Source organism: Streptomyces sp. JNUCC 63, assembly GCF_054366325.1.
In genome coordinates this window covers 215,927-242,381 of record NZ_CM135963.1, presented here as the reverse complement: position 1 = coordinate 242,381, position 26,455 = coordinate 215,927, and the positions used below count along the sequence as shown (strand labels likewise).

The following is a 26,455-nucleotide window of genomic DNA, read 5'->3' as shown; positions in this document are numbered from 1 at the left end:
CCCTCGGCGCAGCCGGCGGGTCAGGCGCAGCCCCAGGCCGACATGCCCTGCCGGGCGGCCAGCCGTCTGGCCACGGCGATCTGCTGCTTTCGCGTGGCCTTGTCCGCCCGGGGCGCGTACTTCAGCCCGCCGGCGGCGATCCAGCTGGACCGGCTGAACTGCAGTCCGCCGTAGTACCCGTTGCCGGTGTTCGCCTTCCAGTTGCCGCTGGACTCGCAGGCGGCGATGGCATCCCAGTCGGGAGCGAGAGCGGCGGCCGGGACCGCGGTCGCCGCCGGTCCGCCGGCCAGCGCCGCGGTCGTCGCCGCGGCCAGCAGGGCCCCGCGCAGCGCGCGACGGCGTAGATGGCGGCCGGAGGCCCTGTCGATGTTCTGCAGACAGATCATGCGCAGACTGTTACATCGTATGAACAGAAAGTAAGGGAGTGACGCGCCGGGAGCCGTCGGCGGGGTGAAGCTCTTTGAGAGCTGTCGGCGGGGTAGGGCTCGCTCATGACTTTCAAGAGTCCCGTGCACCGCGGCGGCCCCAGGCGCGGCCGGTTCGAGCAGTTCGCCGAGTACGCCTCCAACTTCACCAGCTCCCCCGTCTTCTTCCTGATCTGCCTGGTCCTCGTCGGCTTCTTCGCCGCCGCCCACGCGGCCCATCTGCAAGTGGAGTTGCTGCTGCCGGCGGGCGAGTCCATGACAGCCGTGACGCTGCTGCTGCTCGCCCTGCTGAAGAACGCCGAGATGCGCGCCGAGCACGCCATCCAGCGCAAGCTCGACGCCATCGCCCGGGCGCTGGTGGAGATGAACAAGGACGACCGCAGCCGGGCCTTCGAGGACCTGCGCAATTCGATCCGGATGGAGGAGGAAACCTGATGCAGACGGAGGACGCGGCCTGAGGCGGACGGACGAAAACTCCGCAAAGGCCCTTCCCGGCGCCCTCAGAACCGGCACGATGCCGCGTCATGGACATTCTGCTCGTCGCCAGCGCGTTCAACAGCCTGTCCCAGCGCGTCTACGCCGAACTGTCGGACCACGGCCACCACGTCGACGTCGTGCTCGCCTCGCACGGCCCCGACGCGATCCGTGCCGCGGTCGCCGGGACGAGCCCGGAACTGGTCATCGCGCCGATGCTCAAAACGGCGCTGCCCGAGGACGTGTGGCGGGAGCACACCTGCCTCATCGTGCACCCGGGGCCCCCGGGGGACCGCGGCCCCTCCTCCCTGGACTGGGCGATCGCCGACCAGGCGCCGCACTGGGGCGTGACGGTCCTGCAGGCCGAGGCGGTGATGGACGCCGGCGACGTCTGGGCGGCGATGCCGTTCCCCACGGCGCCGGTCGGCAAGAGCGACCTGTACCGCAACGAGGTCTCCGACGCCGCCGTGGCCGCCGTACTGCTGGCCGTACGGCGCTACGCGGACGGCTCCTTCAAACCGCGGCCGCAGAGCGATCCCCCGACCCGCGTCGTCAGGCGCGACTTCCTGCGCCAGGAGCGGCGCCGTATCGACTGGGAGAACGACAGCACAGCCACCGTGCTGCGAAAGCTCCGCGGCGCCGACTCCCAGCCGGGCGTCCTCGACGAACTCCTCGGCCGTGAGCTCTTCCTGCACGGCGGCCACCCCGAGGACCGACTGCGCGGCCGCCCCGGCGAACTGCTCGCCACCCGGGCGGGAGCCGTGTGCCGGGCCACCCGGGACGGCGCCGTGTGGATCCCGGAACTGAGGCCGCGCAAGAACTCCGGCGATCCCGCGCCCTTCAAACGCCCGGCCGCCTCCGTCCTCGGCCCGACCGCGCTCCCGGAGGTGCCCGTCCCGTTCGAACTGCCCCCCGAGCGGCGCACCTGGACCGACATCCGCTACCGGCAGCGCGGCGACGTCGGCTTCGTGACCTTCTCCTTCCCCGGCGGCGCGATGAGCACCGACCAGTGCCGCAGGCTGCTCGCCGCCTACCGCCACGCGCTCACCCGCCCCACCCCGGTCCTGGTGCTCGGCGGCACCCGCGACTTCTTCTCCAACGGCATCCACCTGAACGTCATCGAGGCGTCCGACGACCCCGCCGCCGAGTCGTGGACCAACCTGGGCGCCATCGACGACCTGGTCGAGGCGGTGCTGCACACCACCGACCGGCTGGTCGTCGCCGCGCTCGGCGGCAACGCGGCCGCGGGCGGCGTCATGCTCGCCCTCGCCGCCGACGAGGTGTGGTGCCGCGGCGGCGCCGTCCTCAACCCGCACTACCGCAGGATGGGCCTGTACGGCTCCGAGTTCTGGACCTACAGCCTGCCGCGCCGCACCGGCGCCGAGACCGCCGAGCGGCTGACCACCGAGGCCCTTCCGGTGAGCGCCGCCACCGCCCACGGCCTCGGCCTGGTGGACCACCTGGTCCCCGTCCCGGCGGGGGAGTTCACCGCCGAGGTCGACCGCATGGCGGCCGAGCTCGCCGCCGCCCCCGGCCTCGGCCGGCGGATCGAGGCCAAGGCGGCGGCACGCGAGCGCGACGAGGCGGTACGGCCGCTCGCGGAGTACCGCCGCGCCGAACTGGCCCGGATGCACGACATCTTCTTCGACCCCGCGGCCCCCTACCACGCGCTGCGCTCGGCCTTCGTCCGCAAGGTCCCCAGCGGCGGCGTCCGCCCCCTGGCCCCGGCCGGCGCCCCGCGCACCGGGGAGACCCGATGACGTCCCCGCCCCGCACCCGGCTGCTGGTCGCCGGCGTGGGCAACATCTTCCTCGCGGACGACGCCTTCGGCCCCGAGGTGATCCAGGCCCTCGGCCCCCGCCCGCTGCCGGCCGGAGTGCGGGTACGGGACTTCGGCATCCGCGGCCTGGACCTCGCCTACGAACTCCTCGACGGATACGACACGGCCGTCCTGGTCGACGCGGCGCCGCGCGGCCACGAGCCCGGCACCCTGTCCCTGATCGAACCCGAACTCCCCGACGCCACCGCCGGCGCCGCCGCCCCGCCCGAGGCCCACGGCATGGACCCGGCCAAGGTGCTGGCCCTGGCCGCGCACCTGGGCGACGAGCCGCTGCCGCGCGTTCTCGTACTCGCCTGCGAACCCCAGGTGCGGCCCCGCGGCGACGAGGACATCATCCCCGGGCTCAGCACCCCGGTCCGCGCGGCCGTCGCCCACGCCGTCGAGGCCCTGCACACGATGGTCCCCGTACTGCTCGCCGACCCCGCCGCCACCCCGCCGTTGGTCCGCCCGGAGGAAAACGCCCCGGCCCCCACGGCTGCGCTGCCGCGCCTCGCGGCAGGCGCGGCCGAAGATCGGTGAGAGACCCGCGTCCCTCCCCCAGCCCCTGAGCCCACTTTCGAGGAGCAGCGCCATGTGCCGGTCCGTCGACGTCAAGCAGGCCGTCCTCGCCAGGAACGACGACCTGGCCGCCACCCTGCGCGGCGACCTGGCCCAGCAGAGCATCGCACTTGTGAACCTGCTGTCCAGCCCCGGCAGCGGCAAGACCGAACTCCTCGGCCGCGTGCTCGCCCGTGCCGTCGAACGGGGTGTCCCGGCGGCCGCGCTGACCGCGGACCTGGCCACCGAGAACGACGCCCGCCGGCTGGCCCGCTCGGGCGCGCCGGTACAGCAGGTGCTCACCGACGGCCTCTGTCACCTGGAGGCCCGCCAGGTGCGTACCCGCCTGGAGGGCTGGCTGCCGGCGGACACCGCGGTGCTGTTCGTGGAGAACGTCGGCAACCTCGTCTGCCCGGCCTCCTACGACCTCGGCGAGACCCTGCGGATCGTGCTGATGGCGGTGACCGAGGGCGAGGACAAGCCGCTGAAGTACCCCACCGCCTTCGGCTCCGCCCACCTGGTCGTGGTCACCAAGACGGACCTGGCCGAGGCGGCCGGCTTCGACGAGGACGCCTTCCGGGCGAACGTCCACCGGGTCAACCCCGGGGTGGAGATCGTACGGTCCTGCGCCCGCACCGGCGACGGCGTCGACACCCTCCTGGAACGCGTCCTCGACGCCCGCGACGGAGTCCCGCCCCACCACCCTCCCCTCGCCCCGCACCCCCACGGCCACGACCACGCCGTCCACGAGGCCGCCGAGGAAGCGGCCCACGACCACCACGCGCGTCCGCACCCGGCCACCACCGCCTCATGACCGCCCCCGTCATCGGCCCGGTGCGCCGCCGGCTCACCGTGCGCGGCACGGTGCAGGGCGTGGGCTTCCGGCCGTACGTGCACCGCCTGGCCGCCGACCTGGCGCTGGCCGGCTTCGTGAGCAACACCGCGAGCGGGGTGCTGATCGAGGTCGAGGGCCCGCCGGACGGCGTCGACCGGTTCTGCGACCGGCTGGCCCGGCAGCCGCCCCCGCTCGCCGCCGTCACCGGCATCGGCCTCGAGGACCTCCCCGCCACCGGCGCCACCGACCCGTTCACCATCCGCCCCACCGACCACGCACCCGGCCGGACGCAGTTGCCGCCCGACACCGCGACCTGCGCCGACTGTCTGCGCGAGCTGGCCGACCCCGCCGACCGCCGCCACCGGCACCCCTTCATCACCTGCACCCACTGCGGCCCCCGCTTCACCATCGCCACCGCCATGCCGTACGACCGTGCGGTCACGACCATGGCCGGCTTCCCGATGTGCCCCTCCTGCGCCCGGGAGTACGCCGACCCCGCCGACCGGCGCTTCCACGCCCAGCCCGTGGCCTGCCCCGACTGCGGCCCCCGGCTGCGCCTCGTCCCCGCCGACGGCAGCGGCATCCGCCCGGCCCGGGACGCCGACGCCCTGGCCGCGGCCCGCGCCCTGCTCGCCGCCGGCCGGATCGTCGCCGTCAAGGGCCTCGGCGGCTACCACCTGGCCTGCGACGCCACCGACGCCCGCGCCGTCGCCACCCTGCGCGCCCGCAAGGAACGGGGCGGCAAGGCGTTCGCGGTCATGTGCCCCGACCTCGCCACCGTCGAGCGGATCGCCGACCCCACCGACCGCGAACGGGCCGTGCTCACCGGCCCGGGGCGCCCCATCGTCCTGCTGCGCCGCGGCACACGGCCGGACGGGCTCCGCCTGAGCGACGAGGTCTGCCCGGGCAGCCCCCACGTCGGCGTGATGCTGCCCTACACCCCCGTGCACACCCTGCTGTTCGGGCTGCCCGGTGATCCCCCCGGCCCCCGCGCGCTGGTGATGACCAGCGGCAACCGCTCCGGCGAGCCCATCGTCACCGACGACGACGAGGCACTGACCCGGCTGGCCCCACTGGCCGACGCCTGGCTCGCCCACGACCGCCCCATCGCCTCGCCCTGCGACGACTCCCTGCTGCGGGTCCGCCCCGACGGCACCGAACAGGTACTGCGCCGCTCCCGCGGCTACGTGCCCCGCCCGGTGCGCCTGCCGGTCCCGGTGCGCCCCGCGCTCGCGGTGGGCGGCGACCTGAAGAACGTGCCCTGCGTCGGCGACGGCGACCACGCCTGGTTCGGCCCGCACATCGGCGACATGGGCGACCTGACCACCCTTCAGGCCGCCCGGCGGGCCGAACAACACCTGCTGCGTCTGACCGGGGTCACCCCCGCCCTGGTGGCCGCCGACCGCCACCCCGGCTACCACTCGACCGGCTGGGCCCGCCGACGGGCGGACCGGCTCCCGGAGCAGCGCCCGGTGCTGGTCCAGCACCACCACGCGCACATCGCCTCCGCCATGGCCGAGCACGGTCTCGACGGCACCACACCCGTGATCGGCGTCGCCTTCGACGGCACCGGATACGGCGACGACGGCACCGTCTGGGGCGGCGAGATCCTGCTCGCCGACTACGCCGGCCACCGCCGCTTCGCCCACCTGACCCCCGCCCCACTGCCCGGCGGCGACGCCGGCGTGGCCAACCCGTGCCGCCTCGCACTGGCCCGGCTGTGGGCCGCCGGACTGCCGTGGGACGCCGGCCTGCCCCCCGTCGCCGCCTGCGCGCCTGAGGAACTGTCCGTCCTGAAGCGGCAGTTGGAGCGGGATCTGGCCTGCGTGCCCACCTCCAGCATGGGCCGGCTCTTCGACGCCGTCTCCTCCCTCGTGGGCGTCTGCCACCGCGCCGGATACGAGGCGCAGGCCGCGCTGGAACTGGAGGCGGCCGCCACCCGGGCCCGGGACGCGGACGGGGCGGCGTACCCCTTCGGGCTCACCGACGGTCCCGGCCCCCTCGGCTGCGACCCGGCGCCCATGCTGCGGGAACTCCTCGCCGACCAGCGCCGCGGCACCCCCGCACCGGTCCTCGCCGCGCGCTTCCACCGGGGCGTCGCGCGGGCCGTCGCCCAGATCTGCCGGCGCGCCCGCGCGACCACCGGCCTGGCCACCGTCGTCCTCAGCGGCGGCGTCTTCGCCAACGGCCTGCTGGAGGAGGAGTGTGCCGCGCTCCTGACCGGTGACGGTTTCACGGTACTGCGCCACGGCGAAGTCCCGCCGACCGACGGCGGACTGGCCCTCGGACAGCTCGTGGTCGCGGCCCACGAACGACAGGACGGACGGCGCCCTTGAGAGCCTGTCGCCACACTCCCGTCTGCCCGGCGACGCCTGGCACGCTCCCCGAGCTCTTCGAGCAGGGGGGGACCCCCATCGAGGGCGCTCCGGCGCCTTGCGATCGCACGCTCCCCCAAGCTCTCGACTCCGCTCGAGCAGGGGGACCCCCATGACGCCGCCGGGCCCGCCCTTCGGGCGGACGACGGGAGTTTGGCGACAGGCTCTGAAGCCGCCATACAGCGACGAGATGGAGTGACCCATGTGTTTGGCAGTGCCCGGCAAAGTCGTGGCCATCGACCACCGCGCCGACCCCCTCACCGGCCTGGTCGACTTCGGCGGAGTGCAGAAGCAGGCGTGTTTCGAATACCTGCCCGACCTGAAGGTGGGGGAGTACGTGATCGTCCACGTCGGGTTCGCCCTGCAGCGCCTGGACGAGGAGTCGGCCCGGGCGTCCCTGGAGCTGTTCGAGCAACTGGGGCTGCTGGAGGAGGAGTTCGGCGACGCCTGGGCACAGGCCGCCGAGCAGGCCGGCAGCGCGGCCCCGCACACCCCCGGGGCCGGGGAACGCGAGAAGAGCGGAAGTGAGGCCCGATGAAGTACATCGACGAGTTCAACGACCCCGAGCTGGCCCGGCGGCTGCTCGACGAGATCCGCGCGACCGTCACCCGGCCGTGGGCGCTGATGGAGGTCTGCGGCGGCCAGACCCACTCGATCATCCGGCACGGCATCGACCAACTGCTGCCGGAAGAGGTGGAGTTGATCCACGGCCCCGGCTGTCCGGTGTGCGTGACGCCGCTCGAGGTCATCGACAAGGCGCTGGAGATCGCCGCCCGGCCCGAGGTGATCTTCTGTTCGTTCGGCGACATGCTGCGGGTGCCGGGCACCGACCGGGACCTGTTCCGGGTCAAGGGCGAGGGCGGCGACGTACGCGTCGTGTACTCGCCGCTCGACGCCCTCCGACTGGCCCGGCAGAACCCCGGCCGTCAGGTGGTGTTCTTCGCCATCGGCTTCGAGACGACCGCGCCCGCCAACGCCATGGCCGTGCACCAGGCCCGCCGCCTGGGCCTGGACAACTTCAGCCTCCTGGTCTCCCACGTCCGGGTCCCACCGGCCATCGAGGCGATCATGACGGCCCCGACCTGCCGGGTGCAGGGCTTCCTCGCCGCCGGGCACGTGTGCAGTGTCATGGGCACCGCCGAATACCCGGACCTGGCTGAGCGGCACCGCGTCCCCATCGTCGTCACCGGCTTCGAACCGCTGGACATCCTCGAGGGCATCCGCCGCGCCGTCCACCAGCTGGAGCGCGGCGAGCACCGGGTGGACAACGCCTACCCGCGCGCCGTGCGCGAGACGGGCAACCCGGCCGCCCTGCGCATGCTGGAGGAGGTCTTCGAGGTCGCCGACCGCTCCTGGCGCGGCATCGGACGCATCCCCGCCAGCGGCTGGCGGCTGTCGGACGCCTTCCGCGCCTTCGACGCCGAGTACCGCTTCGACGTCGACGGCATCCGCACCGAGGAGCCCGCCGTGTGCCGGGCCGGTGAGGTCCTGCAGGGGCTGATCAAGCCCACCGAGTGCTCCGCGTTCGGCACCACCTGCACCCCGCGCACCCCGCTCGGCGCCACCATGGTCTCCAACGAGGGCGCCTGCGCCGCCTACTACCTGTACCGCCGGCTGAACGGACAGACCTCACCGGTCGCTCCGGCGCCACAGGGCTCCCGTATCCCGCAGGAGGAGATGAATCCCGTTGGCTGACCTCGCTTCCGCGGCGGCCGAGGCCCCCGTCGACCCCGCGAACTGGACCTGCCCCGCCCCCCTGCGCGACCAGCCCGTCGTGGTGATGGGCCACGGGGGAGGCGGCGCCCTGTCCGCCGAACTGATCCAGGACGTCTTCGCCCCCGCCTACGGCAACCCCACCCTCGCCGCCATGGGCGACTCCGCCGTCCTTCATCTCGGCGGCGCCCGGCTGGCGTTCTCCACCGACTCCTACGTCGTCAGGCCGCTGTTCTTCCCCGGTGGCAGCCTCGGCGACCTGGCGGTCAACGGCACCGTCAACGACCTGGCGATGAGCGGCGCCCGGCCCGCCTACCTCTCCGCGGCCTTCGTCCTGGAGGAGGGCGTGGAGCTGACCGTGGTCGACCGGGTCGCACGCGCGATGGGCGCGGCGGCCGAGGCCGCGGGCGTCACCGTGGCCACCGGCGACACCAAGGTGGTGGAGACCGGACACGGCGACGGCGTGTACGTCACCACCGCCGGCGTCGGCCTCGTCCCCGAAGGCGTGGACATCCGCCCGCAGCGGGCCCGGCCGGGCGACGCCGTCATCGTCAGCGGCCCGATCGGCCTGCACGGCGTGGCCATCATGAGCGTGCGGGAGGGCCTGGAGTTCGGCGTCGAGGTCGCCAGCGACACCGCGCCGCTGGCCGACCTGGTGGCGGCCATGCTGGCCGTCACCCCGGACATCCACGTGCTGCGCGACCCCACCCGGGGCGGGCTCGCCGCGTCCCTCAACGAGATCGCCCGCGCCTCCGGCACCGGCGTGCGGCTGCGGGAGCGGGCCATCCCGGTCCCGGAGGCGGTCGCGAGCGCCTGCGGGTTCCTGGGCCTGGACCCGCTGTACGTCGCCAACGAGGGCCGGCTCGTCGCCTTCGTACCCCCGACGGAGGCCGAGGCCGTCCTGGCGGCGATGCGGGCCCACCCGCAGGGCGGCGGCGCCACGCTGATCGGCGAGTGCGTCGCCGACCACCCCGGCATGGTCGTGGTCGCGACGGGCCTCGGCGGCACCCGGGTCGTCGACCTGCCGCTCGGCGAGCAACTGCCGCGCATCTGCTGACGGGTTGGACAAGGCCCCGCCGGTGCGTCGGGCACCGGCGGGGCCGTACGTGTCCGGACGGTCCCTCAGGCCGGAACCGGCGGCCCCGGTTCGATCCCGGTGATCTCCAACTCCCGCCCGCTGCGCAGGTCCCGCGACGGCCGGTCGCAGTGCGGGCACCAGAAGAACGGGGGCATGCCCACCGGGAACTCCTGGTCGCACGGCACGCAGTACGCGTGCGCGGTCACCTGCTCGACCACGAGCCGGGCCCCGGCCAGCGCGGTGCCCTCCCGGGCCATCTCGAAGGCGAAGCCCAGGGCGTCGGGTACGACACCGGCCAGCTCGCCCACCCGCACCGTCACCGCCGAGACGCTGTCCGTCCCCTCGGCCCGGGCGAGCTCGTCGGCCCGCTCCACGATCGCGGTCGCGATCGACAACTCGTGCACGGCCGCCTCAACTCCGTTCGGTGAGCTCCGCGAAGAACTCCTGGACGGCGGGCCACACCCGGCCCCCGCCGGACAGGCCCCGCCACTCGCGGCGGATCGTCGCGACCATCCGGAAGCAGTCGTCGACGGGCACGATCCAGTGGTGGTCGAACTCCTGGACGGTGTTGACCAGCAGCGCCTCCACCTCCGGCTCCACCGTGGCGAGCTGCGGGAAGCGGTCGGCCAGCTGCCGCCAGGCCGCCGCGTCCACCTCCCACCGCATGGCCCCCGCCGGGCTCGGACCCTGCGCGGTGACCGTGCCGTCGTCGCGCGGTACGAAGAAGACCAGGCCGACCGGCACACCCAGCGCCGCCGTGTCGACCCGGGGAAGCCGCACCCGGCGCCGGGGAACGAGCCGGAAGTGCCCGCCGCCCGCCCCGCTGTCGGTGAAGAGCACCGAACAGGGACCGCAGGCGCACCGCACCTCGGCCTCGGCGGTGTCGTAGAGGTGACGGTGCTCCTCGGGCACCGGCGCGGCGCACAGCTCGCACACCTCGCCCGGTGCCGTCCGGCCGGCCGGGGAGCGGATGACCCGGGCCAGCGCCCCGTCCGTCGTCACCGCGCCTCCCGCGCCCGTGGCCCGCCTCGCCGCGCCAGTGTCTCCAGCGGTACGAACGCGGGGGCCGGCCGCTTCCCGGACGCGCCCGGCACCGGCTCCACCGCCGCCAGTTCCGGAGCGGCGGCGAGCACGGCCGCGCGCACCGCGTCGGTGACGTCGGCCGTACCGCCGCCGCACCCGGAACCGCATCCGCCGCCCGTGGCCACCCGCACCCGGGCCACCCGCTCCTCCACGCCGACCCACTCGACGTCGCCGCCGCGCTCCCGCACGGCCGGCCGCAGCCGTTCGACCGCCCGGGCGGCCCGGCGCTCGGCCGGCTCGGGATGGATTTGATGCAGCACCAGCAGATGCCCCACCAGTTCGTCCTCGGCCAGACCCCCGGCCAGCTCGTCGTCCGCCCGGTCCAGCACACGGCCCAGCGCCTCGCCGTACACCTCGGTCAGCAGCCGCACCGCCTCGAGAGCCGACTGCACGGTCGGTCCCGGCGCGGTCTCCAGCCCCGCCAGCAGCTCGTCCAGCCGGGCGAGCCGCGCCTCGACCTCCGGGTCGGCGAGCCGCCCGGCGTGCGCGTCCTGTCCGGCGTCAGCCACGGCCGGCTCCGTAGGTGGGTGAGTGGGTGACGGTGAGTGTTTTGCCGTTGCCGGTGTACATGTGGACGCCGCAGGGCAGGCAGGGGTCGAAGCTGCGGACGGTGCGCATGATGTCGACGCCTTTGAAGGTGTCGGGTCCGTTTTCCTCGAAGATGGGCTGGCCCTGGACGGCGTCTTCGTAGGGGCCGGGGGTGCCGTAGGGGTCGCGGGGGCTGGCGTTCCAGGGGGTGGGGGGGTAGGGGTGGTAGTTGGCGATCTTCTTGTCCTTGATGACGAGGTGGTGGGAGAGGACGCCGCGGACGGCTTCGTGGAAGCCGCAGCCGATGGCCTCGTCGGGGACTTGGTAGTTTTGGAAGGTTTTGGTGTCGCCGGCGCGGATGAGCTGTTGGGCGCGTTCGAGGAACTGCAGGGCCATGGCGGCGGCGTAGGCGATGAAGTAGGGGCGGGCGCGGTCGCGTTCGATGGTGTTGGACCATTGGGGGATGGCCCATTCCAGGGTGGTCTCGGGGAGTTTCTCGCTTTTGGGCAGGGTGATGCGGACGCTGTGGCCGGTGGCCTTGACGTAGGGGGTGTCGACCAGGCCGCTCAGGGCGGTGGACCACAGGCGGGCCAGGGGGCCGCCGCCGGTGTCCAGGGCGAGGTGCCGGCCGGTTTCGGGGTGGTACCAGCGGGGGCTCATCACCCAGGAGTAGTTGCCGTCGAAGTGGCGTTTTTGGGGGTGGGGCAGGGTGGTCTGGTTCCAGGGGTGGCGGATGTCGACGGGGTTGCCGAGCGGGTCGTGGGTGACGAAGGGTTCTTCGTCTGTCCAGTCGTCGTAGTAGGAGGAGCCGAGCAGGATCCGCAGGCCGAGGTTGATGTCGATGAGGTTGTTGGTGACCAGTTGGCCGTCGACGATGATGCCGGGGGTGACGAACATGTCCCGGCCCCAGGTGTTCATGGTGGCGTAGCGGTAGTCGCAGGTGTCGGGGTTTTGGAAGGCGCCCCAGCAGGCGAGCAGGACGCGGCGCCGGCCGACCTCCTCGTAGCCGGGCAGGGCGGCGTAGAAGAAGTCGAAGACGTCGTCGTTCATGGCGACGGCCTGTTTGATGAAGTCCAGGATGCGCAGCAGGCGGGAAAGGTAGTCGGTGAACACGGTGGGCTGGGGCATGGTGCCCACCCCGCCGGGATACAGGGTGGAGGGGTGGACGTGGCGGCCCTCCATCAGGCAGAACATCTCGCGGGTGATGCGGGAGACCTTCAGGGCCTGTTTGTACACCTCGCCCTCGAAGGGGTTGAAGGCGCGCATGATGTCGGCGATGGTGCGGTAGCCGTGCAGGTGGCCGCGGGGGGCCTCGGTGCGTTCGGCGCGGGCCAGCACGGTGGGGTTGGTGGCCTTGACCATGGCCTCGCAGAAGTCGACGAAGACGAGGTTGTCCTGGAAGAGGGTGTGGTCGAACATGTATTCGGCGGCTTCGCCGAGGTTGGTGATGTGCTCGGCCAGCGGCGGGGGTTTGACGCCGTAGGCCATCTGCTGGGCGTAGTTGGAGCAGGTGGTGTGGTTGTCGCCGCAGATGCCGCAGATGCGGGAGGTGATGAAGCCGGCGTCGCGGGGGTCCTTGCCCCGCATGAACACCGAGTAGCCGCGGAACAGGGAGGAGGTGGAGTGGCACTCGACGACTTCCTGGTTGGCGAAGTCGATCTTCGTGTAGATGCCCAGGTTGCCGATGATCCTGGTGATCGGATCCCAGGACATGTCCACGATCTGCGCGGGCTTGCGCCCCGCCGCACGAGCCTCGGTGGTCGTCATCTCGGTTGCTGTCCCTCGCTGTCGATGGTCTGTGGGTGATCTGCCGCGACCGGGGGCCCGAGCGGTTCGAGCTCGTCGGGCCGGAAGTAGTGGAAGCGGCCGTACCAGGTGTGCAGTTCGGCCGCGGGGTCGTCGTCGAGGGTGACGGCGAGGTGTACGCTGCCGTCCACGTCGTGGAAGACCGCGGCGACCCGCGCGGTGCGCCCGGCCAGGAACATGTCCTGGGCGTCGGCGCCCCGGTCCCTCGGGCGCAGCCGGACGCGGCTGCCGCCCCGCACGCGCACGCCGTCCACGAGCACCGGGTCGGTGGTGGGGGAGAGGCCGTTGTCACCGCCCTCCTGCCACCAGGCGGGCCGCTCGGCCGCGAGGCCGCCGACGGGGGCAGGGCCTCCAGAACCGGGGGAGGGGGCGGCCGGCGTGGCGGGAGCCAGTGACCGGATGACGCCGTGCAGCCGGGAGAAGACCTCCGGGGGCATGTTCTCCACCCGGTCCAGGATCTCGGCGGCGCGCGGGTCGGTGGCGCGTGCCTCGTGCTTCTCCTCGTCGGTCAGAAGCAACGTACGCAGCGTCAGGATCTCGTCGATCTCCGCGGCGTCGTGCAGATCCCCGGGACTCTCGGGCGCGACCTGGGGGTGGTCGGGCAGGATGATCGGCGCGGAGAGCAGCAGAGGCGCGGTGCCGCCGTCCCGCCCGGCGGGCGGTTCACCGCCGAGGACGGGGAAGACGAACGCGTTGCGGCAGCCCTGGACGTGCTCCAGCAGGTCCAGGGGCGGATCGGTCAGCGAGACGAACTCCACGCCCGCGCCGCCGATGAGCGTGTGAGTGGCGATGAGCGCGTGGCGCAGGGCCTCGTCGCGCGCGGCGTACGGGTCCGCGGCCTGCCCCGTGTTCTCGGTGCGCACGCGGAGCCGGACCAGGTCGTCGTCGAGACGTTCGGCCGTGAGCGTGGTGCTCGCCCGGATCTCCTCGCGCCGCCGTACGACCCGCCCGGCGCCCTCGGGCAGCGGCTCGCTCTCCTCGCCGGCCGCCGCCCCCACCGGGGCGGTGCACTCCCGCCGCAGCAGGTCGTCGAGCGGAACGACGAGGCCGGTCTCGCGCGGCACCGCCTCGTCGAACGTCAGATGCGTCGTGCCGTCACCGGTCCGCAGCGCCTCGACGGCGTGGTGCCGACCGTCCCGACCGGCCTCCTCGACCTGTTTGTGCTGCATCTGCAGGTAGCGCACCTTCACCCGCAGGACGCCGTCGGTGCCGCGGACCCGCATCAGGCACTCGGTCTGCTGATACCAGGAGTCGGCGGAGCCGGCGACACCGACCGTGACGGGGCCGTCGCGCTCCACCCAGTTCCGCGGCAGCAGCACGCCGAACTGCCACCGGACCCGGTTCTTGGGGGACGATCGGCGGTACGGGTAGAGCAGGTAGCCCTCGTAGAGGACGGCGTCGGCCACCGCGCTCAACTGCTCGAAGGACGGCCCGCCAGGGCCGTCGGGCACGGCACCGTCGTCCACGGCGGCGCCGCCGCGCACGGCACCCTCGATCACAGCATCCGGCATTCGGCGCCTCCTCCGATTCGCAGGTGCGCCATTCCTTCCACCACGGACACACCGCTCACGCGCCCCCGGCCCCCTCCGGCCCAGTGCCGTTGGGCCGTCCAGGGGAACCCGGAAGACGACGGAACGCACGACGGAGGCGGCATGCAGACGTTCCTGCCGTACCCCGACTTCACCGAGTCCGCGCGCGTGCTGGACCGCCGCCGGCTGGGCAAACAGCGAGTCGAGGCGGTGCAGGTGCTGCGCGGCCTGACGGTCCCCGGCTACGCCTGGCGCCGGCATCCGGCCGTGCGCATGTGGACCGGCTACGAGGAGGCGCTGGTGCGGTACGGGCTGGACGTCTGCCGGGTCTGGCGGGAGCACGGCCATCAGGACAGCTGCGCGGCCACGCTCGTCGCCGATCTCGCCGCGGCCCGTCCCGGCACGGCGGTACGCGGCCAGGCCGAGCTGGCGGCCGCCGGCGAGCTGCCGCCCTGGCTCGGCGACGAGGCCCTGCACCGCAGCCACCGCTCGGCACTGGTGCGCAAGGACCCGGACCGGTACGCCGCGCTGTTCCCCGGGGTGCCGGACGACCTGCCGTACGTCTGGCCCTCGTCGGACCGCGAGGGGGCATGAGCCGGGCCCGTCCGCCGGCGGGGTGACGGACGGGCCCGGAGAGGAGCCCGGGCGGGAGCCGGGCCCGCGGTCTACCGCTGTCCGCCGTCGTCCCCCGTGCCGGGCTCCGCCATCCTGCGGTGGGCGGCGGCCTTGGCACTGTCGGGCAGCACCTTGTCGGCCACTCCCTGCGCCTTGGTCTTCAGCGAGCCGGTGACCGCCTTCTTGCGGCCCTTCATCACCGCGTCGAACGCCTGCGCGGCGACCTGGGCGGGGTCGTCCTTCTCATCGCTGCCGATCTTGGTGTCGCCCATGTCGGCTCGCCGGAAGAAGTCCGTGTCGGTCGGTCCGGGCATGAAGGCGGTGACCGTCACGCCGGTGTCCTTGACCTCGTTCTGCAGGGCCTCGGCGAAGGACTGCACGAAGGACTTGGAGGCGTTGTAGACCGACTGGAAGGGGCCCGGCATCTCCGCGGCGATGGAGGAGGTGAACACCAGGTTCCCCTCGTCGCGCTCCACCATCTCCCGCAGCAGGGGTTTGGCGAGCCGGACCGTGGAGGCGACGTTCAGGTCGATGACGGAGAGGTCGTCGGCCAGGTCGGTGTCGACGAAGGCGCCGCCCTGGCCCACGCCGGCGTCGAGGGCGGCCACGTCCACGTGGAGTCCCGTGGTGCTGGCGACCAGGTGGTCCACGCCCGCCGGGTCCCTGAGATCCGCGCGCACCGCCCGTACCTCGGCGCCCGTCTCCCGCAGGTGCCGCGCCGCCTCGTCGAGACGCTCGTCCTCGGCGTTGATCAGCAGGTCGTAGCCGTGCTCGGCGAACTGCTTGGCGAGTTCGTATCCGATTCCGCTCGAGGCCCCGGTCACCAGGGCGAGCGGCCTGTTGTCTTCCATGGGGGCGGAGTAACCGCGCACGCCGGTGCCAACCCTCCCTTCCGAGGACGTCCGCAGCCGTTCGCAGTCGGGCATCCGGCATGAAACACCCTGGCCAGGGCACCGGGAAGGGGTGTGGTCCGGCACGGACGGGCCCACGGCCGACGGTGTGGGAGAGCGCATGGGAGTGCTGGCCCGGCTGGACGGTTATCAGCGACGGCACCGCTGGGCGGGCCTGCCGCTGGCCGTGGCGTACAAGTTCTTCGACGACCAGGCCGTCTACCTGGCCGCGCTGCTGACGTACTACGGCTTCCTGTCCCTGTTCCCGCTGCTGCTCATCCTCGTCGCGATCCTCGGCTCCGTCCTCCACGGCGACCCTCACCTGCAGCACGCGGTGCTCAACTCGGCCCTGGGCCAGTTCCCGGTGATCGGCGACCAGCTCGGCCACAACATCCACTCCTTCCACGGCAGCGGTGTCGCGGTCGCGGTGGGCGTGATCGGCAGCCTCTACGGAGCACTGGGCATCGCACAGGCCGCCCAGCACGCCCTGAACAAGATCTTCGCCGTGCCGCGGCACGCCCGCCCCGATCCGCTGCGCTCGCGGCTGAAGGGGCTGAAGTTCCTGCTGGTGCTCGCGGTCGGTCTGTGCGTCACCACGGCGCTGTCCATCGCGGAGTCGGCGGCCAGCGTGTTCGGCACCCGGCTGGCCGTCGGCGTCCGTGTCGCCGCCGTGGTCCTGGCGGTGCTGCTGAACGCGGCGCTGCTGCTCGTCAGCTACCGCCTGCTGACCCGGCGCGGACTGCCGCTGCGCCTGCTGTACGGCACGGCGCTCGGCGGTGCCTGTGCCTGGCAGGTGCTGCAGTGGGGCGGCTCGTACTACGTCAGCCATGTGCTGAGGGGCACCACGTCGACGTACGGCCTGTTCGGCATCGTGCTCGGTCTGCTGGCCTGGATCTACCTCGGTGCGCTGGTGTACCTCGTCACGGCGGAGATCAGCGCGGTGCGGTGCATGCGGCTGTGGCCGCGCAGCCTGCTGAGCCCGTTCACCGACCGCGTCCACCTCAGCCCCGGCGACCAGCGGGCCTACCGGTCCTACGCGGCCACGGAGTCCTTCAAGGGCTTCGAGAAGATCACCGTGCACTTCGACCCGCCCCCGCACGCCGACAAGGACGGACATCACGAGCAGTAGGGGCCGAGGCCGGTCTGCGGCTTCCCCCGGCCGCCAGACGTCCGACCCGGCCGCCAGACGTCCGACCCGGCCGCCAGACGTCCGACCCGGCCGCCAGACGTCCGACCCGGCCGCCAGACGTCCGACGCGCGCAGCGGCGGTCTCCGCACGGCGCCCGGCCTCGCGCAGGGCACGGTCGGCGGCGCGCGCACGCTGCCGGGCCTCGGCCTCGGCGGTACGTGCCTCGCGGTGCTCGCCCTCGACGTGCCGCGGCTCCCGCGTCGACTCCTCGACGCGTTCCCGCAACCGGACGGCTCGTTCCTCGGCGTCGTCCGCCGCACGACGGGCGGCTTTTCCGCAGGCGGGCGGGGGTCCGGTGCGGCACGGCGCCCTCGGCGGTCTCCGGGAAACCGTGGGCCGGCTCCAGTGGTCCGGCCGCCCGGCCGTCTGCCCGTCCGCCCGGCTGCCCACTCCCGTGCCGCTCGGGGGTCGGCGAGCACGGCGTGCGGGGTGTTCTCGACCTCGTGCCGGGCGCCGCCGCCCGCGCGTCCCGAGCGGCGGTGGAGTCCTCCGGCCGCGACCCGTGCGGCTCGTCGGCGACAGCGTCCGGATCCGCGGGCGTGTCCCTTCCTCAGGCCGGCGGGCGGGGCACGCGAAGGGCCAGCAGGGCGACATCGTCGTCGTACGCGTCCTGGCGGCCGATCAGCGCGTCGCACAGCAGGTCCAAGGGGGCGGTGGCCAGGGAGGCGGCATGGTCGGCCAGGTCCCGCAGGCCGACGTCGATGTCCTGGTGACGGCGCTCGATCAGACCGTCGGTGTACAGCAGCAGGGTGCTCCCCGGGGGGAGCGGGTGGGTGTGGTCGGGGCGGGGCAGGGCCGGATCGACACCGATCGGGATGCCGTGCGCCTCGGGAGCCAGGCAGCGGACGGTGCCGTCGGCGGCGACCAGCAGCGGCGGCGGGTGTCCGGCATTGGTCCAGCACATGGCGTGCCCGGCGTCCGGCCGCTGTTCGATACGGGCCAGAAGCAGCGTGGCCGCCGGCGGGTCGCCGAACGCGGTCAGCGCCCGGTCGAGCCGGTTCACGATCAGGCTGGGCGGCCCGCACCGGTCGAAGGCCAGGACCCGCAGCATGTTGCGGATCTGCCCCATCTGCGGAGCCGCCTCCACGTCGTGGCCGGTCACGTCGCCGACGACGACCAGGACCGTTCCGTCGGGGAGGCTGACGGCGTCGTACCAGTCCCCGCCGAGCCGGGGAAGATCGGACGCGGGCTCGTAGCGGGCCTCCACCCGCAGGGGCGACAGGTCGGGCAGCACCGGCAGCAGACGGCGCTGGAACTGCTCGGCGGCCCGCTTCAGCTGCCCGTACAGGCGGGCGTTCTCGATGCTGACGCTCGCGGCGCTGGCCAGCGCGGTCAGCAGGGCCTCGTCGGCGTCGGTGAAGGGCGTTCCGTCCTCCTTGTCGGCCAGGTAGAGGTCGCCGTACACGACGCCGCGCACCGTCAGGGGGACTCCCAGCAGGCTGGTCATGACCGGGTGGCCGGGCGGGAAGCCGACCGAGCGGGGGTCCGCGCGGATGTCGTCGACCCGCAGGGGCTCGCGCCGCATGATCAGGTGGCCCAGCAGCCCGTGGCTCTGCGGGAGACCGGACTCGGTCATCAGCCGCTCGGCGTCGACCCCGGTGGTGATCAGGTCGATGAACTCGCCGCCCTCCCCGAGCACGCCCAGGGCGCCGTAGCGGGCACCGATGAGGTCGGCGCCCACCTCCACCAGGTGCTGCAGGACGGCGCGGGTGTCCATGTCGACGCTGATGGCCACCACCGCCTCCAGCAGGCGGCGCAGCCGGCGCCGCTCGAGAGACAGCTGCCGTACCCGGGCGCTGAGCTCTTCGAAGGCGTCAACGCCCGACGGTCGGCCGTTCTCCCCGGGCGCGGCGGCCACCCGCCCGGCGGTCTCCTGCGACTTCGGCCACCACGGATCGTCCGACATGGGGCACCTCCCGGCAGGGCCGACGCCCGGCCGCCACCCGGGCCCCGGCAGGGCCACCCTACGCCGACCGGCAGACGTCGGCTTTCCCCAGACCCTGTCGTCGAATTCCCGCCTGCCGCGCGGCGTCTGGCACGCTCCCCCGAGCTCTTCGAGCAGGGGGGACCCCCACCCCCAAGCTCTTCGAGCAGGGGGACCCCCACCCCCAAGCTCTTCGAGCAGGGGGACCCCCACCCCCAAGCTCTTCGAGCAGGGGGACCCCCAGCGGCGTTGCCGCACCACCCACATGGCTCCTCCCTCAAGCTCTCGGCCTCGCTCGAGCAGGGGGGACCCCATGACGCCGTGCGGCCCGCCCTTCGGGCGGACGACGGGAATTCGACGACAGGACCTCGCCGGAGGAGCGCCGCCGGCCCGGGCACCCGTGTCAGGGCTTCTTGGTGACCGTGAGCAGGGCCGCGGCGTCCTCGACGGCCTCCAGGCTGTGCCGGGCCTGGGGCACGATGAGCAGATCGCCCGCCATGCCCTCCCAGGAGGAGTCGCCGCTGCGCAGCCGCACCCGTCCGCGCAGCACCAGCACGGTCGCCTCGCCGGGGTTGTCGTGCTCGGTCAGGGCCGTGCCGGCGCGCAGGGTGATGAGAGTCTGGCGCAGGGCGTGTTCGTGCCCGCCGTAGACGGTCTCCGCGCTGCGGCCGGCCGAGGACTCCGCGGCCCGTTCGAGGTGCTCGCGCGCACGGGCGTCGAGAGAGATCTTCTGCATCGCTGTGACTCTTCCTCACCGGGAGTGCTGAGCTGGGCAGTTCCGTAGCGTACGCCGATGCGCCGCCGTCCTCGGGTGTGCGCGGTCCGGCCGGGCCGTCGCGCCGTGCCCGGCGGTCACGTCCGCTGCTCCTGCGGCGGCAGGCCGGCTATCAGCGGATGGTCGCGCTCGATCAGTCCCAGCTCGGCCGCGCCGCCGGGGGAGCCGAGCTCGTCGAAGAACTCCGCGTTCGCCCGCGTGCAGTCCTGCCACTCGGCCGGCACGTCCTCCTCGTAGAAGATGGCCTCCACCGGGCAGACCGGCTCGCACGCACCGCAGTCCACGCATTCGTCCGGGTGGATGTAGAGGGACCTGCGCCCCTCGTAGATGCAGTCCACCGGGCACTCCTCGACGCAGGCCCTGTCCTTCACGTCCACACACGGCTGCGCGATCACATACGTCATGAGCACCCACCTCCCGCGGGTCGGCACCGGGGCCGAGTGGCTCCTGCGCTATTTCTACGAATAGCACATGTAATAATGGGCAGAACGCCGGGTGCTGGGCGTGGCGATGAATGAGAAGGGGAGAGCCGTGGCGCAGTCCTTCGAGGTCCACATCCGCAACACCGCGACCGATCCGGCCGTCCAGGCCGAGGCCGCGATCCTGGCCGCGCACCGGCGGCTGCTCGCCGGGCTGCGACCCAAGACGGCGCTGCTGACCGAACTCCGCCTGGGCCACGCCGCCCGGGAGCAGGCACGAACGGCCGTGACCGACTACTGCACCGGCGAGGTGCGCCGCCATCTGGCCGCGACCGACCAGGCGCTGTACGCGCCCGCCGCGGGCGCCGCCGAGACCCGACTGCTGATCAAGGCCCTGCGGGCCACCTCGTCCGCCGTCGGCGCGCGGATCGACGCGCTCGCCTCGGCCGACGCCGCGGACGCCGCGGCGGCCGCCGCCCAGGACGTCGCCGGCCTCCTCACGGTCCACCTCTCCGTCGAAGAGGCCGTGCTGCTGCCCGCGCTCGCCGCCCTGCCCGGCGCCGACCTGCCACTTCTCGCCGCGGACTTCGAGACCCTGCTGGAGGGCGGCCGGCTCGAGCAGCCCGCCGTCATCGACGTCACCACCATCCCGCACGGCAGGCGCCACCCGCGCATCTTCGCCCGCTACGCCCGCCTCCAGCCCGGCGAGGCCTTCACCCTCGTCAACAACCACGACCCCAAGCCGCTGCGGCGCGAGTTCGAAGCCACCCACCCGGGCGCCTTCACCTGGGACTACCTGGAATCCGGGCCCCAGCGGTGGCAGGTGCGCATCGGGCGGAAGGCCGCCTCCGCCTGACCCCGACCACTGGGTACCCGGGGCCCGTGGAGAGAAAGTCACGCGAGCAGCGGCCCGCGGAGCGCCCGAGTGCGGTGGCCGCCGAGGTGTGGGGTGAACTCGCGGCCGCCCCGGGTACCCGGGCCGCCCGGACGTGAGGACGACGAGGAGCGCAAGCATGGCTCCCACGACACAGAGGACGGCAGCGCCCGCACGGGACGGTCGCCGGCTGCCGGCCCGGAACACCAAGCGGTACGACGCGGTTCCCGAACCCGACGGGGAACCGGACCTGTTGGGCCAGTATCTGCGCCAGATCGCGGCGACACCGCTGCTCGACGCGGGCGGCGAAGTGCGGCTGGCCCAGCGCATCGAGGCCGGCCTGCACGCCGTGGAGGAACTGCGGCAGGCCGATGAGGACGGCCGTGAGCTCGCGCCGGAGCGCCGGCGGGAACTGGAGGCCGCCGTGCGCGACGGCCAGGAGGCCAAGGACCACATGGTGCGGGCCAACCTCCGGCTCGTGGTGTCGATGGCCAAGCGCCATGCCCATCGCGGGCTGCCCCTGCTCGACGTCATCCAGGAGGGCAACCTGGGACTCATCCGGGCGGTGGAGAAGTTCGACCACACCAAGGGGTTCAAGTTCTCCACGTACGCCACCTGGTGGATCCGGCAGGCGATCGAGCGCGGCCTCGCCACGCACGCGCGTGCGGTGCGGCTGCCGATGCACGTCGTGGAACAGCTGCAGAAACTCGCCAAGGTCGAACGCAAGCTGCAGCTCCGCCTCGGGCAGGAGCCGACCGTCGAGGAGGTCGCCCGGGACAGCGGCATCGCCGAGGACAAGGTGATCTGGCTGCGCCGCGTCGGCCGGCAGGTGATCAGCCTGGACACTCCGGTGGACGACACCGGCGAGACGGTGGTGGGCGACCTCATCCCCGACAGCGAGGTGCTGCAGGCCCCCGAGGTCGCCGAATACCAGGCGCTCGCGGAGGAGCTGCGGGAGGCCGTCGACACGCTCCCAGCGCGCGAGGCCCTCATCCTCAGCCTGCGCTACGGCCTGCACGACGGGCGGCAGCGCACCTTCCAGGAGGTCGCACGGCACGTGGGCCTGACCCGTGAACGCGTCCGTCAGCTGGAGAAGGAGTCGCTGGCACGGCTGAGGGAACAGGAGCCGGGCGAAAGGCTCCTGGCGTGGGCGAGCTGACGCCCGCACCCGGGTACGGCGGTGCGCCCGGCATGAGGGCCGGGCGCACATCTGCTCCTGCCGTGGACCGCGTGGGCGGTCCTCACCAGCGGTACCAGCGGCCCCTCCGGCCGCCGCTGCCCTCGGCCCGTACGACGAAGCCGAGCAGCCACACCACGAGCACGACGACCGCGATCCACCACAGCGCCTTCAGGGCGAACCCGGCGCCGAAGAGGATCAGGGCGAGCAGAAGAACGAGCAGCAAGGGGACCATAGTTATCAACCTCCGAACCACCGTCTGCCCCCCTTTCTCAGGAAAACGCCTAGAGGTACCGGTGTTTCCATGCTTGAAGGAGGGGAACTCGGCCTTGTTCGCCCCAGTCCCGGTGTGTGCGGAGCCGTCCGGCGGCGTGGCGTCCAGGGCGGGCGCGCGCCGGCCGGTGAGGATGGCATCCGTTCGTCCGCGAGCCGACTCGGAGGCAGAGATGACGGTGCGTCGTATCGGCCTGGTCGTCCACGGCGGGCGCGGTGAGGCCGTGGCCGCCGGGCGGACGGTGCGTCAGTGGTGCGAGGAGCACGCCGTGAGCTGCGTGGACATCGACGTGTGGCGTGACGGGGGCCGGCGCAGCGCCTGGGAGGAGGTCGAGGCCGCGGGCGATCCCGATCTCGTCGTCACCCTGGGCGGGGACGGGACCTTCCTGCGTGGCGCCCGGCTGGCCGCCGTGAACGACGCCCTCGTCCTGGGCGTCGACCTCGGCCGGGTCGGCTTCCTCACCGAGGTGCCGGTCACGGTCGTGCGCTCCGCGCTGGACGCCGTCGTCGAGGACCGCCTCACCGTGGAGAGCCGGATGATGCTCACCGTGCGCGCCTCGCGCCGCCTGGAGGTGCCCGCCGACATCGAGGAGCTGATGCGCTACGGCCACCGCCCGATGCTGCCGCCGCCGCGGGTGCGCACCGACTGCGAGGCCGGCGGCGACTGGGGCATCGCGCTGCACGTCACCGCGCTGAACGACGTCGTACTGGAGAAGCTGGCACGGGACCGGCAGATCTCCGTCGGCGTCTACCTCGCGGGCCGGCTCCTGGCGTCCTACTCGGCCGACGCGCTGCTGGTCGCCACCCCGACCGGCTCGACGGCCTACAGCTTCGCCGCCGGCGGCCCGGTCGTCTCGCCCCGCGCGGAGGCCCTCGTCTTCACGCCGGTCGCCCCGCACATGGTGTTCAACCGCTCGGTCGTGGCCGCACCGGACGAACCCGTCGCCCTGCGCATCCTGGACCGCTCGGGCCAGGCCGCCGTGAGCATCGACGGTCAGCTGCGCGGGGTGCTCGACCCCGGCGACTGGATCGGCGTGTACGCGGCCCGGCAACGGCTGCGGGCCGTCCGGCTGGGCCCGATGGACTTCTACGGCCGGCTGCGCGAGCGCATGAACCTCACCGACGCCCCGGCCGCGGTCGCCGACGGAGCCCCCGCCCCGCTCTGGCCGGTGACCACCCCGCGGCCCGGGGACCTCGCCCATCTGGCGCTGCCTCCCCGACCCGACGTACCTCGCGGCGCGCCCGGGACCGGCAGCCTGCCCGAGTAGCGCCGCCCCCGTCAGGGACGGGGCTCACCGGGCAGGCGGTACGCGGCGAGCGCGGCGAGGTCGTCCTCCAGCCGGCCGTCGCTGTAGTCGAGCAGGTCGGCGTGCAGCCGCTCCAGGAGCTCGCCGGGCGGAAGGCCGGCCCATGGGCGGACGCGCTCGACCAGCGGATAGAAGGCGCCCGTGGGATCGCGGGTCTCGGTGACGCCGTCGGTGTAGAGCAGCAGCTCGTCACCGGGCCGGAAGGGCTCCACGTCCACGTGGTAGCCGTTGCCGACCAGCCCGCCGAGGTTGACGGGCGGCGAGGGATCGGTCGCCTCCAACTCGGTGACCCGGCCGCGGCTGATGAGCAGCGGCGGCGGATGACCGCAGTTGACGATGCGGACGACGGGTTCCCGGTCGGGAATCTCCGCGAACAACGCCGTCACGAAGCGCTCCGCCGCCTCACCGCCGGCGAGCTGCGCGGCATAGCGGTTCATGCTCCGCTCCATCCGCCGGGCCAGACCGGCCAGATCGGGCGCGTCGGGCGCGGCTTCACGGAAGGCGCCGAGCATCGCCGCGGCCGTCTCGACGGCGACCAGGCCCTTGCCGCGGACGTCGCCGATGAGCAGGCGCACTCCGTGCGCCGTCGGCATCGCCTCGTACAGATCGCCCCCGATCCGCGCCTCGGCGGCCGCGGACAGGTACAGGGTCTCCACGGAGACCTGACCGAGGCGGCGGGGCACCGGCCGCAGCAGAACCCGCTGCGCGGTCTCCGCCACGGAGCGCACCGTGGCGAGGGTGCGCTCCCGGCGCGTCCGGTGCACCGCCAGGATCGTGCCGAGGATGCCGACCACGAAGGTGCACACGTAGTTGGCCACGTAGTGGCGGTCCCACAGATAGCCCACCGGACGTCCCGCGCAGCACGGGGTGCCGGCCAGGACGCCCTCGAACACGACGGCGAACACCGTGACGGCGGCGACGGCGGCCGGACCGTGTGCGAAGGCGGCGACCACCGGGAGCGCGGTGAGCACGAAGCTCACGGGCCACTGCACAGGGGTGATCGGTTCCACGAGGAGGACCACCGCGACGTACAGGGCCGGCAGCCAGCGCAGCCACAGGGGCGGCGCGGGCACCTGCGGCTGCGCCCGGGGCTCCCGCGCCGCACGCGCGTCCTCGCCGGTACGGCGGCCGGGTCGCCTCATCGCCGGTCCCGGCGGCACCCGGGCGGCGGCAGGGGAGCGGGAGGCCCGGACGAGCGCGGCGGGGTGCGCCCCGGCCCCGGGCGGCGGTCCTCGCGGAAACACTCAGGCGGCCTGTTCACAGGAACTCCCGGCGGGCTTGACCAAGACCACCAGCGTGCTGGGCCGTACTGCCTCCATCGTGTCATTGCTCCAGGCAAGGGCATGTCAGCGGCGACGGGGCCGGTGAAGCGGACGATCCAGGGCAGACGGCGAAGTGATCTTCGCCGCCGCCCGAGGAGAGGTTCTCACTCGCCGTGACCGTGTCCACCCGCCGCATACGCCGGACCGACCGCCGCCCCTTCGACCTGCGCGCGACGGCCCTGTTCTTCACCCTCGCCGCCCTCGTCCTGGCCGTCCTGGGCCTCACCGTCCGAGCGGCGGCCGCCGCGGTCGAGCGGCGCCCGGCCTGGGCGACCGTCCTGTGCCTCACCGCCGTGGCGGCCGCCGCCCTCGCGGTACGGCGCCGGCGGCGCAGGCCCCGCGCGAGGAGAGCCGCACGCCGGGCCGCCGCGGCACTCGAGGAGGGGACGAGAACCGCGCTCGACGCACTGGAGGCCCCACCGGCCCGGCCCACGACCGTGGCGGAACCCGAGCCGCCGGCCGGAGCGGTGGACACCGTCGACTACGACGCCCTGGAGCCCGACGAGTTCGAGCGGGCCGTGGCCGCGCTGTGCGAACGCGACGGATGCTCGCAGGTCGAAGTGGTCGGCGGGGCCGGGGACCTCGGCGCCGACGTCCTGGCCGCGGCCCCGGACGGGCGGCGCGTGGTCATCCAGTGCAAGCGCTACGGCGACACCAACCGGGTCGGCTCCGAGGAACTCCAGCACTTCGGCGGCACCTGCTACACCGTGCACGGGGCCGATGTCGCGATCGTCGTCACCACCAGCGGCTTCACCGCCCCGGCCGTTCAGTACGCCGAGCGGTGCGGGATCGTCTGCCTGGACCGGCAGGCCCTGCGGGCGTGGAGCGAGGGCACCGGGGCGGAGCCGTGGCGGGACCGGCGATGACGTACGCGAGCAGGCGGCCGGGGAGGAGGAAGTGCGCGTGCAGCGGTCGGTGGCCCGCCGGGTGCTCCACGGAGGCGTTGAACAGCGGCGTGAAGTACAGCGGGTACGGGACTGCCCGTGCTCGGCGCCAGGGCGACGAGCGGGTGGGCGGGCACCCGCGTGAACCGGCTGCGCACCACAGTGAGGACCAGACGGGCCCGGGCCGGGGCGGGACGCGCAGCAGCAGGGCGACCGGCGCGGACAGCACCGGCGCGAGTGCCGGCAGGGCGGGGCTGCGCCGGCGCACCCGCCGGACGAGCAGCAGGTGACCGGCGCCGACCGCCGCGAGGGCGGGCGCGGCCACCGACGGGTCCGGCACCGCGCCGCCGGTCGCCGTGTGCTCGCGCATCAGGCAGCGCTCCCGGCGGCCCGGGCGGAAGTGGTGGCGGCCGGGGCGAACGGGCGACCGCCGCGCTGCCACAGGTGGGCGCCGGCCACCAGCAGCGCGCCGAGGACCACACCGTCCGGCGGTGGTGCGTGCCCCACGGGTGCGGGATGCCCGGACCCGCGATCACTGCCACCCGGCAGAAACGGGACGTGCTGTGTCCGCGGTCGTCGTCCT

Annotated in this window: 28 protein-coding genes; 14 read left to right on the top strand and 14 right to left on the bottom strand. The window is 73.6% G+C overall.

Annotated elements, in window-relative coordinates:
* Nucleotides 1-20: 20 nt before the first annotated feature.
* Nucleotides 21-386 carry a transglycosylase family protein gene (locus ACX25U_RS01105; RefSeq protein WP_454388199.1) on the bottom strand — a complete coding sequence of 122 codons (366 nt, stop codon included), beginning with the start codon at nucleotides 384-386 and terminating at the stop codon, nucleotides 21-23.
* 105 nt (nucleotides 387-491) lie between these two features.
* On the opposite strand from ACX25U_RS01105, the gene ACX25U_RS01100 reads away from it, so the two are divergent.
* The 8 genes from ACX25U_RS01100 to hypE all read left to right on the top strand — a co-directional run bounded on the left by ACX25U_RS01100 (nucleotide 492) and on the right by hypE (nucleotide 9,256).
* Nucleotides 492-860 carry a hypothetical protein gene (locus tag ACX25U_RS01100; protein ID WP_454388197.1) on the top strand — a complete coding sequence of 123 codons (369 nt, stop codon included), beginning with the start codon at nucleotides 492-494 and terminating at the stop codon, nucleotides 858-860.
* A gap of 89 nt (nucleotides 861-949) precedes the next feature.
* Nucleotides 950-2,659, top strand: coding sequence for an enoyl-CoA hydratase-related protein (locus ACX25U_RS01095; protein ID WP_454388195.1), 1,710 nt, complete (start codon nucleotides 950-952; stop codon nucleotides 2,657-2,659).
* Complete coding sequence (locus tag ACX25U_RS01090) at nucleotides 2,656-3,258, top strand: hydrogenase maturation protease (RefSeq protein ID WP_454388194.1); 603 nt, start codon at nucleotides 2,656-2,658, stop codon at nucleotides 3,256-3,258. Before ACX25U_RS01095 ends, ACX25U_RS01090 begins: the two co-directional genes overlap by 4 nt.
* Nucleotides 3,259-3,310: 52 nt before the next feature.
* On the top strand, nucleotides 3,311-4,090 hold the full coding sequence (gene hypB, locus ACX25U_RS01085) for a hydrogenase nickel incorporation protein HypB (RefSeq protein WP_454388192.1): 780 nt from the start codon (nucleotides 3,311-3,313) through the stop codon (nucleotides 4,088-4,090).
* The gene (gene hypF / locus ACX25U_RS01080; protein ID WP_454388190.1) at nucleotides 4,087-6,447 is read left to right on the top strand and encodes a carbamoyltransferase HypF; all 2,361 of its coding nucleotides are present in this window, start codon (nucleotides 4,087-4,089) and stop codon (nucleotides 6,445-6,447) included. Before hypB ends, hypF begins: the two co-directional genes overlap by 4 nt.
* A 241-nt stretch (nucleotides 6,448-6,688) precedes the next feature.
* Nucleotides 6,689-7,024, top strand: coding sequence for a HypC/HybG/HupF family hydrogenase formation chaperone (locus ACX25U_RS01075; protein WP_454388188.1), 336 nt, complete (start codon nucleotides 6,689-6,691; stop codon nucleotides 7,022-7,024).
* On the top strand, nucleotides 7,021-8,181 hold the full coding sequence (gene hypD / locus ACX25U_RS01070) for a hydrogenase formation protein HypD (RefSeq protein WP_454388186.1): 1,161 nt from the start codon (nucleotides 7,021-7,023) through the stop codon (nucleotides 8,179-8,181). Before ACX25U_RS01075 ends, hypD begins: the two co-directional genes overlap by 4 nt.
* Nucleotides 8,174-9,256, top strand: coding sequence for a hydrogenase expression/formation protein HypE (hypE, locus tag ACX25U_RS01065; protein ID WP_454388184.1), 1,083 nt, complete (start codon nucleotides 8,174-8,176; stop codon nucleotides 9,254-9,256). Before hypD ends, hypE begins: the two co-directional genes overlap by 8 nt.
* Nucleotides 9,257-9,321: 65 nt before the next feature.
* Here hypE and hypA read toward each other — a convergent pair whose 3' ends face one another.
* From hypA to ACX25U_RS01040, 5 genes are read right to left on the bottom strand one after another with little or no spacing between them, the layout of a single operon-like run.
* Nucleotides 9,322-9,681 (bottom strand): hydrogenase maturation nickel metallochaperone HypA, encoded by a 360-nt coding sequence (hypA, locus tag ACX25U_RS01060; RefSeq protein ID WP_454388182.1) that lies wholly within the window; start codon nucleotides 9,679-9,681, stop codon nucleotides 9,322-9,324.
* A gap of 7 nt (nucleotides 9,682-9,688) precedes the next feature.
* Nucleotides 9,689-10,279 (bottom strand): DUF5947 family protein, encoded by a 591-nt coding sequence (locus ACX25U_RS01055; RefSeq protein WP_454388181.1) that lies wholly within the window; start codon nucleotides 10,277-10,279, stop codon nucleotides 9,689-9,691.
* Complete coding sequence (locus tag ACX25U_RS01050) at nucleotides 10,276-10,869, bottom strand: NifU family protein (RefSeq protein ID WP_454388180.1); 594 nt, start codon at nucleotides 10,867-10,869, stop codon at nucleotides 10,276-10,278. The genes ACX25U_RS01055 and ACX25U_RS01050 overlap by 4 nt, the downstream gene beginning before the upstream one ends.
* Nucleotides 10,862-12,655 (bottom strand): nickel-dependent hydrogenase large subunit, encoded by a 1,794-nt coding sequence (locus ACX25U_RS01045; protein WP_454388178.1) that lies wholly within the window; start codon nucleotides 12,653-12,655, stop codon nucleotides 10,862-10,864. Before ACX25U_RS01045 ends, ACX25U_RS01050 begins: the two co-directional genes overlap by 8 nt.
* Nucleotides 12,652-14,205 (bottom strand): hypothetical protein, encoded by a 1,554-nt coding sequence (locus ACX25U_RS01040; protein ID WP_454388177.1) that lies wholly within the window; start codon nucleotides 14,203-14,205, stop codon nucleotides 12,652-12,654. The genes ACX25U_RS01045 and ACX25U_RS01040 overlap by 4 nt, the downstream gene beginning before the upstream one ends.
* A gap of 141 nt (nucleotides 14,206-14,346) precedes the next feature.
* Here ACX25U_RS01040 and ACX25U_RS01035 point away from each other — a divergent pair, with 141 nt between their 5' ends.
* The gene (locus tag ACX25U_RS01035) at nucleotides 14,347-14,817 is read left to right on the top strand and encodes an MSMEG_6728 family protein (RefSeq protein WP_454388175.1); all 471 of its coding nucleotides are present in this window, start codon (nucleotides 14,347-14,349) and stop codon (nucleotides 14,815-14,817) included.
* Nucleotides 14,818-14,888: 71 nt separating this feature from the next.
* On the opposite strand, the gene ACX25U_RS01030 is transcribed toward ACX25U_RS01035, so the two are convergent.
* Entirely contained in the window at nucleotides 14,889-15,689 is an 801-nt protein-coding gene (locus ACX25U_RS01030) for an SDR family NAD(P)-dependent oxidoreductase (protein ID WP_454388174.1), read from the bottom strand.
* 160 nt (nucleotides 15,690-15,849) lie between these two features.
* On the opposite strand from ACX25U_RS01030, the gene ACX25U_RS01025 reads away from it, so the two are divergent.
* Complete coding sequence (locus ACX25U_RS01025; protein WP_454388172.1) at nucleotides 15,850-16,857, top strand: YihY/virulence factor BrkB family protein; 1,008 nt, start codon at nucleotides 15,850-15,852, stop codon at nucleotides 16,855-16,857.
* Nucleotides 16,858-17,467: 610 nt separating this feature from the next.
* Here ACX25U_RS01025 and ACX25U_RS01020 read toward each other — a convergent pair.
* The 3 genes from ACX25U_RS01020 to fdxA all read right to left on the bottom strand — a co-directional run bounded on the left by ACX25U_RS01020 (nucleotide 17,468) and on the right by fdxA (nucleotide 20,020).
* Nucleotides 17,468-18,823: a PP2C family protein-serine/threonine phosphatase gene (locus ACX25U_RS01020; protein WP_454388170.1), complete on the bottom strand. Its 1,356-nt coding sequence runs from the start codon at nucleotides 18,821-18,823 to the stop codon at nucleotides 17,468-17,470.
* Between the two features lie 421 nt (nucleotides 18,824-19,244).
* The gene (locus tag ACX25U_RS01015; RefSeq protein WP_454388168.1) at nucleotides 19,245-19,577 is read right to left on the bottom strand and encodes a cupin domain-containing protein; all 333 of its coding nucleotides are present in this window, start codon (nucleotides 19,575-19,577) and stop codon (nucleotides 19,245-19,247) included.
* A 116-nt stretch (nucleotides 19,578-19,693) separates the two neighbouring features.
* Nucleotides 19,694-20,020 (bottom strand): ferredoxin, encoded by a 327-nt coding sequence (gene fdxA, locus ACX25U_RS01010; protein WP_454388166.1) that lies wholly within the window; start codon nucleotides 20,018-20,020, stop codon nucleotides 19,694-19,696.
* A gap of 127 nt (nucleotides 20,021-20,147) precedes the next feature.
* On the opposite strand from fdxA, the gene ACX25U_RS01005 reads away from it, so the two are divergent.
* Both ACX25U_RS01005 and ACX25U_RS01000 read left to right on the top strand, forming a co-directional pair.
* Nucleotides 20,148-20,891, top strand: coding sequence for a DUF2249 domain-containing protein (locus ACX25U_RS01005; protein WP_454388165.1), 744 nt, complete (start codon nucleotides 20,148-20,150; stop codon nucleotides 20,889-20,891).
* A 157-nt stretch (nucleotides 20,892-21,048) separates the two neighbouring features.
* Entirely contained in the window at nucleotides 21,049-22,068 is a 1,020-nt protein-coding gene (locus ACX25U_RS01000) for a sigma-70 family RNA polymerase sigma factor (protein WP_454388163.1), read from the top strand.
* Nucleotides 22,069-22,150: 82 nt separating this feature from the next.
* On the opposite strand, the gene ACX25U_RS00995 is transcribed toward ACX25U_RS01000, so the two are convergent.
* Entirely contained in the window at nucleotides 22,151-22,321 is a 171-nt protein-coding gene (locus ACX25U_RS00995) for a hydrophobic protein (RefSeq protein WP_454388161.1), read from the bottom strand.
* Nucleotides 22,322-22,532: 211 nt separating this feature from the next.
* Here ACX25U_RS00995 and ACX25U_RS00990 point away from each other — a divergent pair, with 211 nt between their 5' ends.
* Entirely contained in the window at nucleotides 22,533-23,627 is a 1,095-nt protein-coding gene (locus ACX25U_RS00990; protein ID WP_454388159.1) for an NAD(+)/NADH kinase, read from the top strand.
* An 11-nt stretch (nucleotides 23,628-23,638) separates the two neighbouring features.
* Here the strand turns inward: ACX25U_RS00990 and ACX25U_RS00985 are convergent, their stop codons facing one another.
* On the bottom strand, nucleotides 23,639-24,808 hold the full coding sequence (locus tag ACX25U_RS00985) for a PP2C family protein-serine/threonine phosphatase (RefSeq protein ID WP_454388157.1): 1,170 nt from the start codon (nucleotides 24,806-24,808) through the stop codon (nucleotides 23,639-23,641).
* Nucleotides 24,809-25,101: 293 nt separating this feature from the next.
* Here ACX25U_RS00985 and ACX25U_RS00980 point away from each other — a divergent pair, with 293 nt between their 5' ends.
* Nucleotides 25,102-25,854, top strand: coding sequence for a restriction endonuclease (locus tag ACX25U_RS00980; RefSeq protein WP_454388155.1), 753 nt, complete (start codon nucleotides 25,102-25,104; stop codon nucleotides 25,852-25,854).
* Here the strand turns inward: ACX25U_RS00980 and ACX25U_RS00975 are convergent.
* Nucleotides 25,739-26,242 carry a cytochrome c oxidase assembly protein gene (locus ACX25U_RS00975; RefSeq protein WP_454388153.1) on the bottom strand — a complete coding sequence of 168 codons (504 nt, stop codon included), beginning with the start codon at nucleotides 26,240-26,242 and terminating at the stop codon, nucleotides 25,739-25,741. The two genes, ACX25U_RS00980 and ACX25U_RS00975, sit on opposite strands and share 116 nt — an antisense overlap.
* Nucleotides 26,242-26,379: a hypothetical protein gene (locus tag ACX25U_RS00970; protein WP_454388151.1), complete on the bottom strand. Its 138-nt coding sequence runs from the start codon at nucleotides 26,377-26,379 to the stop codon at nucleotides 26,242-26,244. The genes ACX25U_RS00975 and ACX25U_RS00970 overlap by 1 nt, the downstream gene beginning before the upstream one ends.
* Nucleotides 26,380-26,455: the final 76 nt, after the last annotated feature.

Bases quoted from the DNA above. Each gene is read 5' to 3' on its own strand.
- ACX25U_RS01105 (WP_454388199.1), bottom strand. From the start codon at position 386: ATGATCTGTCTGCAGAACATCGACAGGGCCTCCGGCCGCCATCTACGC.
- ACX25U_RS01100 (WP_454388197.1), top strand. From the start codon at position 492: ATGACTTTCAAGAGTCCCGTGCACCGCGGCGGCCCCAGGCGCGGCCGG.
- ACX25U_RS01095 (WP_454388195.1), top strand. From the start codon at position 950: ATGGACATTCTGCTCGTCGCCAGCGCGTTCAACAGCCTGTCCCAGCGC.
- ACX25U_RS01090 (WP_454388194.1), top strand. From the start codon at position 2,656: ATGACGTCCCCGCCCCGCACCCGGCTGCTGGTCGCCGGCGTGGGCAAC.
- hypB (WP_454388192.1), top strand. From the start codon at position 3,311: ATGTGCCGGTCCGTCGACGTCAAGCAGGCCGTCCTCGCCAGGAACGAC.
- hypF (WP_454388190.1), top strand. From the start codon at position 4,087: ATGACCGCCCCCGTCATCGGCCCGGTGCGCCGCCGGCTCACCGTGCGC.
- ACX25U_RS01075 (WP_454388188.1), top strand. From the start codon at position 6,689: ATGTGTTTGGCAGTGCCCGGCAAAGTCGTGGCCATCGACCACCGCGCC.
- hypD (WP_454388186.1), top strand. From the start codon at position 7,021: ATGAAGTACATCGACGAGTTCAACGACCCCGAGCTGGCCCGGCGGCTG.
- ACX25U_RS01045 (WP_454388178.1), bottom strand. From the start codon at position 12,655: ATGACGACCACCGAGGCTCGTGCGGCGGGGCGCAAGCCCGCGCAGATC.
- ACX25U_RS01040 (WP_454388177.1), bottom strand. From the start codon at position 14,205: ATGCCGGATGCTGTGATCGAGGGTGCCGTGCGCGGCGGCGCCGCCGTG.
- ACX25U_RS01035 (WP_454388175.1), top strand. From the start codon at position 14,347: ATGCAGACGTTCCTGCCGTACCCCGACTTCACCGAGTCCGCGCGCGTG.
- ACX25U_RS01030 (WP_454388174.1), bottom strand. From the start codon at position 15,689: ATGGAAGACAACAGGCCGCTCGCCCTGGTGACCGGGGCCTCGAGCGGA.
- ACX25U_RS01025 (WP_454388172.1), top strand. From the start codon at position 15,850: ATGGGAGTGCTGGCCCGGCTGGACGGTTATCAGCGACGGCACCGCTGG.
- ACX25U_RS01020 (WP_454388170.1), bottom strand. From the start codon at position 18,823: ATGTCGGACGATCCGTGGTGGCCGAAGTCGCAGGAGACCGCCGGGCGG.
- ACX25U_RS01015 (WP_454388168.1), bottom strand. From the start codon at position 19,577: ATGCAGAAGATCTCTCTCGACGCCCGTGCGCGCGAGCACCTCGAACGG.
- fdxA (WP_454388166.1), bottom strand. From the start codon at position 20,020: ATGACGTATGTGATCGCGCAGCCGTGTGTGGACGTGAAGGACAGGGCC.
- ACX25U_RS01000 (WP_454388163.1), top strand. From the start codon at position 21,049: ATGGCTCCCACGACACAGAGGACGGCAGCGCCCGCACGGGACGGTCGC.
- ACX25U_RS00995 (WP_454388161.1), bottom strand. From the start codon at position 22,321: ATGGTCCCCTTGCTGCTCGTTCTTCTGCTCGCCCTGATCCTCTTCGGC.
- ACX25U_RS00990 (WP_454388159.1), top strand. From the start codon at position 22,533: ATGACGGTGCGTCGTATCGGCCTGGTCGTCCACGGCGGGCGCGGTGAG.
- ACX25U_RS00985 (WP_454388157.1), bottom strand. From the start codon at position 24,808: ATGAGGCGACCCGGCCGCCGTACCGGCGAGGACGCGCGTGCGGCGCGG.
- ACX25U_RS00975 (WP_454388153.1), bottom strand. From the start codon at position 26,242: ATGCGCGAGCACACGGCGACCGGCGGCGCGGTGCCGGACCCGTCGGTG.